Annotated in this window: 11 protein-coding genes; 4 read left to right on the forward strand and 7 right to left on the reverse strand. The window is 69.5% G+C overall.

Going from position 1 to position 13,213, the window contains the following annotated elements:
- Positions 1–38: 38 nt before the first annotated feature.
- Together JRI60_RS34955 and cysS are read right to left on the reverse strand one after the other, a co-directional pair.
- Positions 39–1,715: a M20/M25/M40 family metallo-hydrolase gene (locus JRI60_RS34955; RefSeq protein WP_204220254.1), complete on the reverse strand. Its 1,677-nt coding sequence runs from the start codon at positions 1,713–1,715 to the stop codon at positions 39–41.
- A gap of 188 nt (positions 1,716–1,903) precedes the next feature.
- Positions 1,904–3,358: a cysteine--tRNA ligase gene (gene cysS, locus JRI60_RS34960; RefSeq protein WP_239470874.1), complete on the reverse strand. Its 1,455-nt coding sequence runs from the start codon at positions 3,356–3,358 to the stop codon at positions 1,904–1,906.
- A 232-nt stretch (positions 3,359–3,590) separates the two neighbouring features.
- On the opposite strand from cysS, the gene JRI60_RS34965 reads away from it, so the two are divergent.
- A complete protein-coding gene (locus JRI60_RS34965; protein ID WP_204220256.1) occupies positions 3,591–4,949 on the forward strand; it encodes an FHA domain-containing protein in 1,359 nt (452 codons plus the stop codon).
- Positions 4,950–4,953: 4 nt separating this feature from the next.
- Here JRI60_RS34965 and JRI60_RS34970 read toward each other — a convergent pair whose 3' ends face one another.
- Together JRI60_RS34970 and JRI60_RS34975 are read right to left on the reverse strand one after the other, a co-directional pair.
- Positions 4,954–5,625 (reverse strand): hypothetical protein, encoded by a 672-nt coding sequence (locus JRI60_RS34970; RefSeq protein ID WP_204220257.1) that lies wholly within the window; start codon positions 5,623–5,625, stop codon positions 4,954–4,956.
- Between the two features lie 60 nt (positions 5,626–5,685).
- Positions 5,686–6,180 carry a CarD family transcriptional regulator gene (locus JRI60_RS34975; RefSeq protein ID WP_204220258.1) on the reverse strand — a complete coding sequence of 165 codons (495 nt, stop codon included), beginning with the start codon at positions 6,178–6,180 and terminating at the stop codon, positions 5,686–5,688.
- A gap of 204 nt (positions 6,181–6,384) precedes the next feature.
- Between JRI60_RS34975 and JRI60_RS34980 the strand changes: the two genes are divergently transcribed.
- Together JRI60_RS34980 and JRI60_RS34985 are read left to right on the forward strand one after the other, a co-directional pair.
- Positions 6,385–8,856, forward strand: coding sequence for a DNA internalization-related competence protein ComEC/Rec2 (locus JRI60_RS34980; protein ID WP_239469879.1), 2,472 nt, complete (start codon positions 6,385–6,387; stop codon positions 8,854–8,856).
- A 4-nt stretch (positions 8,857–8,860) separates the two neighbouring features.
- Positions 8,861–9,115, forward strand: a complete 255-nt coding sequence (locus JRI60_RS34985) for a hypothetical protein (protein ID WP_204220259.1) — start codon at positions 8,861–8,863, stop codon at positions 9,113–9,115.
- Between the two features lie 3 nt (positions 9,116–9,118).
- On the opposite strand, the gene JRI60_RS34990 is transcribed toward JRI60_RS34985, so the two are convergent.
- A complete protein-coding gene (locus JRI60_RS34990; RefSeq protein WP_204220260.1) occupies positions 9,119–10,318 on the reverse strand; it encodes a carbohydrate-binding family 9-like protein in 1,200 nt (399 codons plus the stop codon).
- 168 nt (positions 10,319–10,486) lie between these two features.
- Here JRI60_RS34990 and JRI60_RS34995 point away from each other — a divergent pair, with 168 nt between their 5' ends.
- A complete protein-coding gene (locus JRI60_RS34995) occupies positions 10,487–11,335 on the forward strand; it encodes an FHA domain-containing protein (RefSeq protein WP_204220261.1) in 849 nt (282 codons plus the stop codon).
- A gap of 3 nt (positions 11,336–11,338) precedes the next feature.
- On the opposite strand, the gene JRI60_RS35000 is transcribed toward JRI60_RS34995, so the two are convergent.
- Together JRI60_RS35000 and JRI60_RS35005 are read right to left on the reverse strand one after the other, a co-directional pair.
- Positions 11,339–11,767: a PH domain-containing protein gene (locus tag JRI60_RS35000; RefSeq protein WP_204220262.1), complete on the reverse strand. Its 429-nt coding sequence runs from the start codon at positions 11,765–11,767 to the stop codon at positions 11,339–11,341.
- 123 nt (positions 11,768–11,890) lie between these two features.
- Complete coding sequence (locus tag JRI60_RS35005) at positions 11,891–13,201, reverse strand: adenylosuccinate synthase (RefSeq protein ID WP_204220263.1); 1,311 nt, start codon at positions 13,199–13,201, stop codon at positions 11,891–11,893.
- Positions 13,202–13,213: the final 12 nt, after the last annotated feature.

Raw genomic sequence — 13,213 nt, forward strand, 5'->3', positions numbered from 1 at the left:
CAAAACGTCCATCCGCGAGAGGGTGAACGAAGCGAGCGCTACCTCGCCCCCTGGGATTTCAGGTCTTCGAGCGCCTGAAGACGCGGGGCCTCGAACTCGTCCCCCTTGTTCCAGCGAGGCAGCTCCCTCGTCCGGGCCACGTTGGCGCCCAGCAGGAAGAAGAGCTGTACGTCCTCCACCGCGCCGGAGAAGTCCCAGTCCGGGGTCAGCTCGTCCGAGGGCTGATGGTAGTGCTGGGCCTCCCACTTCTCCCGGCGCTCCTTGCCCCACCCCGGCGGCCGGCCAATGAAGTCCATGCCGCTGCTGAAGTAGGCGGCGGGAACGCCCAGCCGGGCGAAGTTGAACTGGTCCGAGCGGTAGAAGAACCCCCGGTCCGGCAACTGGTCCGCCTTCACGATGCGCCCCTGCGCCCGGACCATCGCCACCAGGACGGAGTCCAGCGAGGACTTGCCCAGTCCGATGACCGTCACGTCCCTCGTGCGCCCGTGGATGTTGAGCCCGTCGATGTTGATGTTGGCCGCCACGCGCCCCGGAGGCACCGGCAGGTGCTCGGCGAGGTACTGCGAGCCCAGCAGCCCCTGCTCCTCCGCCGCCACCGCCGCGAAGAGGATGGAGCGCGGCGGCGCCTTCGGCAGCCGGGAGAAGGCCCTGGCCACCTCGAGCATCGCCGCCACGCCGGACGCGTTGTCCACCGCCCCGTTGTAGATGGCGTCCTCGCCCGGCTTCGCGTCCTCCTTCAGGCCCAGGTGATCATGGTGCGCCGAGTAGAGCACCACCTCCCGCGACAGCTTCGGATCGCTCCCCGGCAAGAGGCCCAGCACGTTCGCCGTGGGCCGGCGGCGCACCTGGTTGGCGAAGCGCGTGGACACCGTCACTCCCAGCGGCACCGGCTGGAAGTCGCGCTTCTGCGCCGCCGCGCGCAACACGTCCAGGTCCCTCCCCGCCAGCTGCAACACCCGCCGCGTCGCCTCGTCCGTCATCCACCCCTTCACCTGCAGGCGCGGCTTTTCCCCCAGCGCTGGTAACTCGAACTGCTCCCCCGACCAGGACGTCTGCACCACCTGCCACGAGTACCCCGCGCTCGGCGTGGTGTGGATGATGAGTGCCCCCGCCGCCCCCGTCTTCGCCGCCTGCTCGTATTTGTAGTCCCACCGGCCATACCTCAGCCGCGCCTTGCCCCCGAAGAGTGTCGGGTCGTCCTCCGGATCGTTGTTCAGGATGACGAGCGTCTTGCCCCTCAAGTCCTTGCCCTTGAAGTCGTCCCACTCGTACTCGGGCGCCTGGATGCCGTAGCCCACGAAGACCAGCTCCGACTCCCGCAGCACCGCCTCCGCCGCCTGCGCTCCCGAGGTCGCGATGAAGTCGTCGTGGTACTGGAGCTCCGCTCGGCTTGAGCCGCTCGTGAAGCTCAGCGTCTTGGGGTGGCCTGTCATCCCCACCAGCTCGAGCGGTTGGAGGTAGCTCCCGTTCGTCCCCGCTGGCTTCAGGCCCAACAGCTGGAATTGTGTTGCGATGTACTGCTGCGCCAGCGCGTCTCCGCGCGTCCCGGGGCCTCGGCCCTCGAGCAGATCCGACGCCAGGAAGCTCACGTGCGCCTGGAGATCCTCGCCCCGGATGGTCCGGGACGCGGATTTCTCCGCGGGCGTGGTGAGCTGCGCCTGTGCGGCGAGCGGGAGGAGCAACAGGGCTGCGAGGAGCACCAGCGTTCGCTTCATGGCTCGTGTGCCCCTAACACGACCTGTTGGGTGTCGCAGGGGGTTTTGTCGCTCGGATGGTCCGACGGTAGACCCTCACCCCAGCCCTCTCCCAGAGGGAGAGGGGGCGGACACCGATTCAACCTGGGATGCGAGCGACCCTCACCCCGTCCCTCTCCCGGGGGGAGAGGGGTTCTTCGAGGGGTTTTTCAGGCGCTCGGCTGCTCGGGTGCTACCGCCGGGCACACCTTCCACACCGTGCCTCCCGCCGTGTCCATGCTCTCGACTCCCAGCGCCTTGAGCTCCTCGCGCAGTCGGTCCGCCTCCGCGAAGTTCTTGGCCTTTCGTGCATCCGCACGTGCTTGGAGCAGTTGCTCCACCTTCGCCACGTCGATGCCCCGCTCCTTCACCGCGCGATCACGTCGTCTGAGCAGCCACTGCGATGGTTCGTCCTCGAACAGGCCCAGCACCCCAGACACCTTCCGCACGCTCTCGCGCAGCGCCTGTAGCGTCCTCCCCACCTGCGCCTTGTCCTTCACCGGCGGCTTGTCCGTCAGCTCGTTCATCTGCGCGAACAGCCCCGACAGCACCCCCAGCGCCCCCGCCGTGTTGAAGTCGTCGTCCATCTGCGACTCGAACTCCGCCAGGAACCGCGCCGGCTCCCCGTACAGCGCCCCCTTGCCGAAGTCCTTCCCGCTCACGCGCTCGTCCACCTTGCGCAGCGTCTCGTAGAAGTACTCCATGCGCTGCTCCGCGTCCGCCAGCCCCTTGTCCGCGAAGCCCAGCGGGTGCCGGTAGTGCGTCGACAGGAAGAAGAAGCGCAGCGCCTCCGGATCCACCTTCCCCAGCGCGTCCCTCAGCCGCACCACGTTCCCCAGCGACTTGGACATCTTCGCCCCCTCGAGGTCGAGGAAGCCGCAGTGCATCCAGTAGCGCGCGAACGTCTTCCCGCTCGCCGCCTCGCTCTGCGCGATCTCGTTCTCGTGGTGCGGGAAGATCAGATCCAACGCCCCACCGTGGATGTCGAAGGTCTCTCCCAGGTACCTCGCGCTCATCGCCGAGCACTCGATGTGCCAGCCCGGCCGCCCCTTGCCCCACGGGCTGTCCCACGCGGGCTCTCCCGGCTTCGCCGCCTTCCACAGCGCGAAGTCCAGCGGCTCGTGCTTCTGCTCGCCCGGATGCACCCGCTCGCCCGCGCACAGGTCGTCCACGTTCCGCTTCGACAGCTTCGCGTACTCCGGGTACTTCCTCACCGAGAAGTACACGTCCCCCTGCGACTCGTACGCCACCCCCCGCTCCACCAGCTTCTCGATGATGCCGATGATCTCCGGCAGGTGGTCGCTCACCTTCGGCGACACGTCCGGCTCCAGCAGGTGCAGCGCCCGGGCGTCCTCCCGGAACACCTCCACGAACCGCGCCGCCAGCTCCACCGCCTGCTCGCCCGTCTCGTGAGCCGCCTTGATGATCTTGTCGTCTACATCCGTGTAGTTGCGCACGTACTTCACGTCGAAGCCGCGATAGCGCAGGTAGCGCACCACCACGTCGAACGAGGTAAACGTCCTCGCGTTCCCGATGTGGATGTAGCTGTAGACCGTCGGGCCGCAGACGTAGACTCCCAGCTTGCCCGGCACCGCCGGCTCCAGGGTCTCCTTCTGCATCGTCATCGTGTTGAAAAGGCGGATCGATGCTGCGGCCACGTTCTCGAACCTCCGTTTGTCCGTCCGGGGTGGAACGCCGGACTCTAGGGCTTCCCCACGGCCACCACCACAAGTGCCTGACAGGACAGTGAACACTGCCTCCCCCTGAGCACTCCAGGCAGCCGAAAAAGGACTCTCCTCCGCCTTTCTCGCGGCACCCTATCTCCGTCTGCCGCCAAATCTGGGAGAATGCCCCCCGATGAGCCCTCCCAATCCCAAGCGCCCGCCCCGCTCGCCCGGCCCCCCTGGGGATCCGGCGTCGCGCCAGGATGCGGAGGTGGAGCTCCCCTTCGATGATGACGAGGTCGCCCCCCTCCAGGCCGACGACCCCCGCCCCCAGCGCGTCCCCCAGTACCCCGCTGGCGCCCGCCGCCGCCGCCGCCGGGGCCCCGGGGGCCTCTCGCGCGAGGCCCGCGACCGGGAGATGCCCGCCCGCTTCGACTCCGGCGAGTACGAGGACCCCGGTCATGCCCCCGCCTTCCTCTATGTCGAGCGCGGCCCCGGTGCCGGTCAGCTGATCCCCGTCAAGCAGGGCGTGCTCGTGCTCGGCCGCGCCTCCACGTCCGACCTGCGCCTCCAGCACCCCTCCATCAGCCGCCGCCACGCCCAGCTCACCCGCCGGGGAGATGCCCTCTCCCTCAAGGACCTCGGCAGCCAGAACGGCACCTACGTCAACCGCGACCGCCTCACCGCCGAGGTCGAGCTCCACCCCGGAGATGAGATCGCCCTGGGCAACGCGCTCCTGCGGCTGCGCGGGCCCGGCCCCACCCCCGAGCGGCCTCGCGCCTCCCTCCACAGGCCCACCTCGTCGCTCCGCGTCGGCATGAGCTCCCGCCGCCTGGTGCTGCTCGCCGCCGCCACTGGCTCCCTCGTGGCCGTGTTCCTCACCCTCGCCGCGGTGCGACTCGTGCGCTCCCGCGGAGAGACCGCCGGCCCCGAGGCCCTGGTGGAGCCCGGATACCCGGCCGAGGTCCCCGTGGCCGGGACTTCCGAGGCTTCGCGGGCCGCCCCGGCCGAGGTGTCCTCCTTCACCGAGGAGCCCCTCGTCGCCGAGCAGGCTCCTGCCCCCGAGCGCCCGGGTGGGAAGGTAAGGGGCGCCGCCGGGACACGGGCTCTCAGTGCCCAGGCCCTCGCGGAGACCTCGAAGGGCGCTGGCTCGAAGCAGCGGGAGGTGGGCGCTCGAGCGAAGGCGGGGACAGGGAAGGTCGTCTCCAAGCCTCCGCCCACCGAGCCCCGGTCCGCCCAGGACTCCGCTGACGAGGCCGAAGCCGAGGCCCGCTCCCGCTACGAGGCCGGCAATGTCGAGGCCGCCCTCTCCCTCGCCCGGCGCGCGCACCTCGATGCCCTGGCCTCCACCCTCTCTCGCTTCCAGGCCGAGTGGATCGCCGGCAACGCGGCGCTCGCCGCTCATGACCCCTCTTCCGCCCTCCAGCACTTCTCCACCGCCCGCGAGCTCGACCAGGAGCTCGCGAATGGTTGGGGCACCTATGCGCCCTTGATTCGCAAGGCGCTCGCTCAGGCGCAGATGCAGGAGAGCAAGCAGGGGAACGAGCGGTAGACCCTCACCCTGGCCCTCTCCCAGAGGGAGAGGGGTTGAAGCGCTTGTGGAGTCCTCGGATCAACAGCGCCGCGTTCGCCAGGATGAACGTCACCAGCACCAGCGCGATGAACGGCACCCCTTTGTCCCCTCGCGGTCGTTCACCCTCCACCACCAGCCACAGTCTTCCATCCCTCGGCTGCACCTCCCCCCACTCCCTCAGCAGCTTGAAGCCCTCCTGGTGGCGTCTCGCGTCCTCCTCCGACAGCAGCCTCCCCCTCACCCCGAAGGGTCTCTGGTCCGGCTGTCTCGGCACCCGCCCCGGCGTCCACTCCTCCCCCGGCAGCGCATGCCGGCGCACCAGGAAGGGCGACTCCCGCAGGCCCACCACCACGTACACGTCTTCGCCGTCTCGCCCGTAGGCCCCTCGGATCGTGGGGATTCCGTGCACCTGCACGTAGCGGTTGGACTCCAGCACCTCGTACCGGTACGCCCCCTCCGCTCCCAGCGTCAGCGGCGTGCTCGGTGAGAAGAAGTACGTCAGGTCCTTCCACAGCAGCCCCAGCAGCACGCTCCCCACCACCATCGCGAACACCGCCACCGGCGCCCTCACCCCCACCCCACGCCGGCGGATCCTCGCCTCCAGCTCCGCGATGCGCTGGTCCCGCTCTTCCCGCAGCTCCGACTCGTTCGACATGAAAAAACCCCGGTCCCCACCTTCGGGGAACCGGGGTTTTTTAACTCCGCCTCGTGACGACTAGGCGATGTTGAAGATCTTCTTCAGATCCGACTCGATCTCTTCCTCGGAGCAGTCCTTGGCCAGCGACAGTTCCTTGATGAGCAGCGAGCGCGCCGTGTCCAGCATCTTGCGCTCACCGAACGACAGGTCCTTGTCTCCCTTGAGGAGGTACAGGTCGCGAAGCACCTCGGCGATCTCGAACACCGAGCCCGTCTTGATCTTCTCCATGTACTCCCGGTAGCGACGGTTCCACGTCGTGGAGTCGACCGAGATGTCCTTCTCCTTCAGGATGGAGTAGACTTGCTTGACATCCTCCTCGCTGATGATCTCCCGGAGGCCGACCGATCCCACCTTGTTGATCGGGATCATGATCCGCATCCCATTCTCCAGGATGCGCAGCACATAGAAGGATTGGCGCTGCCCGGCTACTTCGGTGTGCTCGATACCCATCACCTCGCCGACACCCTGCCCCGGGTAAACCGCCTTATCGCCGGTCTTGAAGCTCGTCTGCACTCGTTACCGCCTCCTTACGATGGCTTGGCTTGACACCCGGCCTCAGAAAGCAGAGCACGAGTACCACAATCGACCCCATCCAGCAACATTGAAGCCTTGACCCGCCCGGAATTTCCCGACTAGCCTGGGCACCTTTGCGTGTATGCGCTCGCTCGGTAGGGCGGTGCACCACGACGGGACGGATCGGGTGGGTGGTGGGGGTGGATGGTGGGCCGGTACTCGTGGCGCGATCTGACCGCGCGTCCTCTTTTCTTTCCCGCTGTGAGCCTCATGCTCGGCGCGGGTCTGGGACTGAGAACGCAGGTCATTGGTGGATTATTCCAACTAATGGTTGCTTCGGCCCTGGGGATTCTCTCCCTGTGGCTCGCTCGCTTGCCCGGTGCTCATCTGGGCGTGCTCCTGTGTCTGGGGTTCACCGGCGCGGGCCTGGCCACCCTGGAGGCCGGTGCCGATGTGCCTCATGCCCTCGCGGCAGGAGGCACCACGGTGCTCGAGGGCGAGGTGGAGCGCGTGGACCGCTTCGAGGACTCCACTCGACTCCTCGTCGCGGTGGCTCGCGTGGGACAGGGCGCCGGAAGCCCCGCGCGCTTCCACGCGAGCCTCTACGTCCATGGCGAGCCACCCCCGCTCCTGCCCGGACAGCGCCTGCGCGCCGAGGCGAAACTCAAGCCGCTCGAGCCCGCGTCGAACCCCGGAGAAAAGGATTTATCCGCGACACGGTGGCGACAGGGACTCGCCTTCTCCGGCAGCATCCAGGGCTCGCGGCTGCTCGTGCTGTCCCCGCCTTCCGGCTGGCGCCAGTACCTGGTGCGCACGCAGGAAGGGCTCTCCCAGGCGGTGCGCGCCGTGGCCCCCTCGCCCGACGCCGCGGCCCTCTTCCTCACCCTGGCCGCCGGACAGCGCGCCGCGCTCGATGACTCCCTGGAGGAGGATTTCTCTCGGAGTGGGCTCGCACACGTACTCAGCGTGAGTGGACTGCACGTGGCGGCGCTCGCGCTCATGACGCTGGCCCTGCTGCGCCAGGTGTTCGTCCGGGCCGGGGCGCGGCTGCGGAGCCTGCGCCGGGTGGATGCCCGCCGGCTGGCGGCCCCCGCCTCCGTGCCCTTCGTCTGGGCCTACGTCGTCTTCACCGGCAACCAGCCTCCCGCGGTGCGCTCGGCGGTGATGGCCAGCGTGGTGCTGTTGGGGCTCGCGCTCTGGCGGCGGGCCGATGGGCTCAACAGCCTGGCCACCGCCGCCGCGGTGCTCGTCGCCTGGGCGCCCTCCAGCGTCGTCGATCTGTCGCTGCAGCTCTCCTTCCTCGCCGTCTTCAGCCTGCTGCTGCTCACCCCCGCCCTGCGCGAGGCCATCCCCCTCCCTCCTCCGGACCCGAAGGAGTCCCACCGGGTGAAGCGCCTGCTCGCGAGCACCCGGGAGACGGTGCTGGAGACGTTCTGCGCGAGCGCCGCGGTGACGGTGGCCAGCATGCCCCTGGTGGCGGGCACCTTCGGCCGCGCGAGCCTCGCCGGCCTCGTCTCCAACATCGTCTGCATGCCCCTGTGCGGCCTGCTCACCGGCTTCGCGGCGGGCGGCGCGGCCCTGTACGTGGTGGCGCCCGTGCTGGCCACTCCGCTGCTGTGGGGCGGGGCCTGGGTCTCGGAGCTGCTGCTCTGGCTCACCCGCTTCTTCGCGCACGTGCCGCTGGCCACGATGGAGCTGCCCTCCTTCGGCGTCACGGCCTCCCTGCTCTACGCCGCGGGGCTCGCGTGCTGGGCACTCGGTGAGCGGCGCTGGCGTCTGGGTGGGCTCCTCACCCCGCTGGGGGTGGTGCTCGTCGTCCTCCTGCCCCGCCTCGCGCCCGAGCCCGGTCTGCGCATCACCTTCCTCTCCGTGGGTCAGGGAGACTCGATGGTGCTCAGCTCTCGCGGGCACCACGTGCTCCTCGACGGAGGCGGCGTGCCCGGCGGCGCGGATCCGGGGCAGCGGGTCATCGTCCCCTTCCTGAAGGCCTCGCGCATCGACAGGTTGGACCTCACCGTCCTCTCCCACCCCCACCCGGACCATGCGCTCGGGCTCATCTCCACGCTGGCGCAGGTGCGCACCGAGCGCCTCTGGCTCTCCGCCGGCAGCGCGGACGGGCCCCTGTCGAAGCAGCTCATCGCCGCGGCCATGGGGGCCCGGGTGGAGGAGGTACAGCTCGGGCACCCCGCCTTCCCACTGGGAGAGGCCACCCTGGAGGTGCTCGGCCCGCCCGAGGACCGTGAGTTGATGGAGGGCGCGAACGACAAGAGCGTGGTGCTGCTCGTGCGCCATGGAGACGTCACCGTGCTGCTCCCCGGCGACGTGGAGGAAGAGGGCGAGGCCGCGCTCCTCGCGACCGGGAAGCTCGGACGGGTGACGGTGTTGAAGGCCGCCCACCATGGCTCGCGCACCTCGTCCACGGAGGAGCTCCTCGAGCGGGTCCGCCCCCGGTATGTCGTCTTCTGCGTGGGCCGCCGCAACCGCTTCGGCTTTCCCCATCCGGAGGTGGAGGAGCGCTACCGCACCCTGGGCACCGAGTGCCTCCGTACGGATGTGCACGGTGCCATCACCCTGGAGAGCGATGGGAAAGACGTCCGCCTGAGTGCCTTCCTGCCGCCCGATGGCCCAGCTCCGGAGCCCCAGGTTGCCCCGGTGGCCTCGCATCCCCAACCTTGAGGCGATGATTTCCGACGACCTTGATCTGCGTCAGCTCACCGCCGAACTGAAGCAAAAGCTGGCCCCGGGCGAGCCCGTGGGCTACCTGCGCGGCAAGTCGCTCATGCGCGACATGCTCGTCGACATGAAGGGCTTCTCCGAATACGAAGCCGAGGAGCTCATCGACACCCTCGAGCTGCGCGGCTTCCTGCGCTTCCTGGGGGACCCCACCGAGCGCTCCATCGCGGACGCCCACTGGGAGATCTCCCCGCACTCGTAGCGGCTACTCGAAGACGAGCCACCCGAAGCGTGGCAGCGCGTGGAAGTCCCCCACGAAGAGGGGGGAGAAGGCCTGGCCTTCCACCTGCCGCCGCTCCACGTGCTCCAACCGGTAGAGGTTGAAGCGCCAGCGGTCTCCCTTGCCCGGGGGCAGGCGCGGCACCTCGGCCAGCCGGGCGAAGGGGATGCGCATCTCCACCCGCCAGCCCTCGTCGCGGTCCGACGGCTCGTCCAACGTGCCGCGCACCTTCACCGCCGTCGTCATCCCCGAGTCCCAGGCCAGATCCATTCCCTGCCGACGCGCGGGGAAGTAGGCGTCGAACGTGACGTTGTGCGGAGACACCTGCATCTCGTTGTAGGTGCGCCCGTCCGCGTTGGCGTCGAGGAAGATCTCCACCACCTCCTGCTCGTAGATGGGCTCGTCGCGCTTGCGCAACGTGCCCCAGACGTCCGGGTCCTCCACGTCGAAGGCAACGTAGAGGTGCTGGTCGTCGTAGGCCAGACGCGCCTCGGTGCGCAGCGAGGCCGGGCGGCCATCGAAGCTGCCGCGGAGCACCACCGGGGTGGCGTCCTTCCACACCGCGTCATCGAGCACCCCGTCGATGGCCGGGGCCTTCGCCGCACGGCGCACGCTGTACTCGGGCAGCAAGGGGGCGGCCCCACCCAGCTGCGGGCCGAAGAGGCGGTTGTCACCCATGTGGGCGCTCGGGTCATCCACCGGGAGACGGGCGTCCCCCTGCCAGAAGCCGAGCACCACCCGGCTGGGTGACGGAGGCATGGGCACCGTGTGGACGTCCTCCACCACCTTGCCCACGGGCCAGGAGCCCAGCGGCGCCGCGCCTCCCGCGAAACCGTGGTCCGCGTTGACCATCATCTGCCCGGTGGAGGGATCCACCACGTGCACGAAGAACTCCCAGCCCTGGGGCATGGGGCGCAGGGCCTCGAAGTAGTGCGAGAGCTGCACCGGCTGACCGGGCACCGCCACCGGAGGGGAGACGCGCGTGCCGAGGTAGCGCACCGCGCCCCCCGCGAACGTGACCCCGCTGCGCCAGGTGAGGTCCGCCGGCGCGGCGTCCAGCACGCGGGCCTGGGCGGGGGGTGGCAGGGCCTTGGCGCGGGGCTTCGGTCCGGCCTGCTCGTCGCGGCAACCGGTGGCGAGCAGCGTGAGCGACAACAACGTCAGGAGGCGGAAGGGGGGACGCATCGAGGCCGGGAATCCTAGGGCTCCCTCTGGAGGATGTCTCGGAGAAGGGACCCGGAGCCCGTCCGCGTACTTGGATGGGCAGCCGGAGACGAGACGGCCAGGAGGCGGCAACTCCCCGCAATCCGGTCCGCCCGGAGCGGCACCCGGATTGCTGCTCCGCCCGGAGCCATGCACTTCGAATTCGAGCACCTGAATACCGCCACCCCCTTCGAGCTGCCCGAGGGCATCCACCTGCTGGGCGGAGGCGCCGAGGACCACGTCCGGCTCGAGGGGCTCCCGGACCGCCTGCTGACGCTGCGCATCGAGGCCGACCGCCTGATGGTCGAGGCCACCCGCGCCTTCACCGTGGCCGGGGTGATGGTGCCGCCGGGGGTCCCGCGCCTGGTGCTGCCGGGAGAGGTGGTGGGGCTACCCGAGAGGATGAGCCTGAAGGTGTTGGCGCCCGCCGGAGACACCGAGCGGCAGGTGGGCACCATGGCCGTGCTCAAACACCTCCTCACGGACCTGGAGGAACCGCCCCCCTCGCGGGCCGCCGCCCTCACCTGCCTCATGGGAGCGGACGTGGGCCGCACCTTCGCCCTCGCCGAGGCGAGCACCGACATCGGCCGGGGCAAGGAGGCTTCGGTGCGCCTGCGGGACATCGCCGTGTCCCGCCGCCACGCGCGCATCCGTCACCAGGAGGGGGCCTTCCTCCTGGAGGACCTGGACAGCCCCAACGGCCTCTACCTCAACGGCCAGCGGGTGGAGACGGCCTCCACGTTGAAGGAGGGCGACGTCATCGAGCTGGGCCGGACGCTGCTGCGCTTCCAGGCGCCCATGGCCGAGCCCCCTCCGCCCCAGGAGGAGGAGCCCCCCGCCGAGCAGGAGACAGCCCCCGCCTCGGACGACTCCCCCACGGTGGCCTCCAGTGAAGAGACACCGGAGGGCTCGCGGCCGCGGGGGGAGTGGTGGCTCATCGGGCTCGGGGCGACGCTGGCCCTGGTGGGGATGCTCGCCACCTACGCCCTGGTGGCCTGAGCCTCAGGCGCGCATCGGAGAGAGACCCGAGCGCTCGATGAGCAGCCGCGCCAGGTGGCGGTGATGCGCGAAGAGGCTGGTGAAGTGCACGAAGCCCCGGCTACCACGCACGGGGTACACCGTCACCGGGCCGGGCATCACATCCACCTTGCGGATGTCCGCGAAGCTGAAGCGCCGCGTGCGCACCAGGCCCCGGTACGTCATGCCGCCCGAGTCCACCACGATGCGGGTGCGCCCGTAGTACGTCACGGACACCCCGAAGAAGAGGACGAAGAAGAGCGCCGAGAGGAACGTCTGAACCGGGACTCCGTCGAAGCGGAGCAAGTACACCAGCACGCCCAACCAGAGCAGTGTCGCGGCGCCCATGACGGCCGCGAGCACAGCGTGTGGACGGAACACCTGCTTGCCTGCCTTCGCATCGCGCCTGTCCATGCCGGAAAAACTAAGACTCCGGTCTGACGTGCGCCACCCACTCCCCCGCCGGGCAGGCAGGGGAGTCCAGGAGTCGACTTCCAGGGAACTCCGATTGTCCGGAGCTTCTCGGCTCCGAGCCCGTCAGCTCCGGAAGGGGTTCTGCAGGAGCACCGTCTCGCCGCGGTCCGCGCCCACGGAGATGCAGACCACGGGCACGCCGCAGATCTCCTCCACCCGGCGCACGTAGCGCTTGGCGTTCTCCGGCAGCTCGTCGAAGGTGCGCACCCCGGCGAGCTTGTCGTCCCAGCCCTGCAGCGTCTCGTAGATGGGCTTGACGCGCGCCAGATCCTCGTAGTCCCCGGGCAGCTCGGTGATGCGCTTGCCGTCCAGCTCGTAGGCGTTGCAGATCTGCAGCGTCTTGAGGCCGGAGAGCACGTCCAGCTTCGTGAGCGCCAGGCCCCACAGGCCGTTGACGCGCACCGCGTAGCGCAGCACCACGCCATCCAGCCAGCCGCAGCGGCGCGGACGGCCCGTGGTTGCACCGAACTCGTCACCCACCTTGCGCAGCCGGTCGCCCGTCTCGTCCGTCAGCTCCGTGGGGAACGGACCGCCGCCCACGCGCGTGGTGTAGGCCTTGCTGATGCCCATCACCTTGTCGATGGCCGTGGGGCCCAGGCCCGAGCCCACCGCCGCGTTGCCCGCCACGCAGTTGGAGCTGGTGACGAACGGATAGGTGCCGTGGTCCACGTCCAGCAGCGTGCCCTGGGCGCCCTCGAAGAGGATGCGCGCCCCGCGCTGCACCTGGCTCGAGAGGTAGAGCGACACGTCCGTCACGTGGGGGCGCAGCCGCTCGCCCAGCGCGGAGAACTCCTCGTGGAACTTCTGCACGTCCAGCTCGGGGACCTGCTCGTTCGCGGCGCGGCACAGCTCGCGCAGCTCGTCGCGCACGCCCGGGAGCCGCTCCTCGATGCGCTTGCGCAGCCGCTCGGCGTTGAGCAGGTCGCGCACGCGGATGCCCCGACGGGCCACCTTGTCCTCGTAGGCCGGACCAATGCCCCGCCCCGTGGTGCCGATGGCGCTCACGCCCCGGGCCTTCTCCCGGTACGAGTCCAGCAGCTTGTGCCACGGGAAGATGACGTGCGCGTTGTCCGAGATGAGGAAATGCGAGTCATCCTTCAAGAAGCCGCGCTCCTTGAGGGCGTCGATCTCCTTCACCAGCACCGCGGGGTCCAACACCACCCCGTTGCCAATGACACAGGTCTTCCCCGCGTGGAGGATGCCCGAGGGGATGAGGTGCAACACCGTCTTCTGGCCGCCCACCACGAGGGTGTGGCCCGCGTTGTTGCCTCCCTGGAAGCGCACGACCACCTGGGCGTGCTCGGTGAGCAGGTCCACGACCTTGCCCTTCCCCTCATCTCCCCACTGCGCTCCGATGACGACGACGTTCGGCATATGGCGCCCGCC

Source organism: Archangium violaceum (assembly GCF_016887565.1).
GTDB lineage: Bacteria > Myxococcota > Myxococcia > Myxococcales > Myxococcaceae > Archangium > Archangium violaceum_B.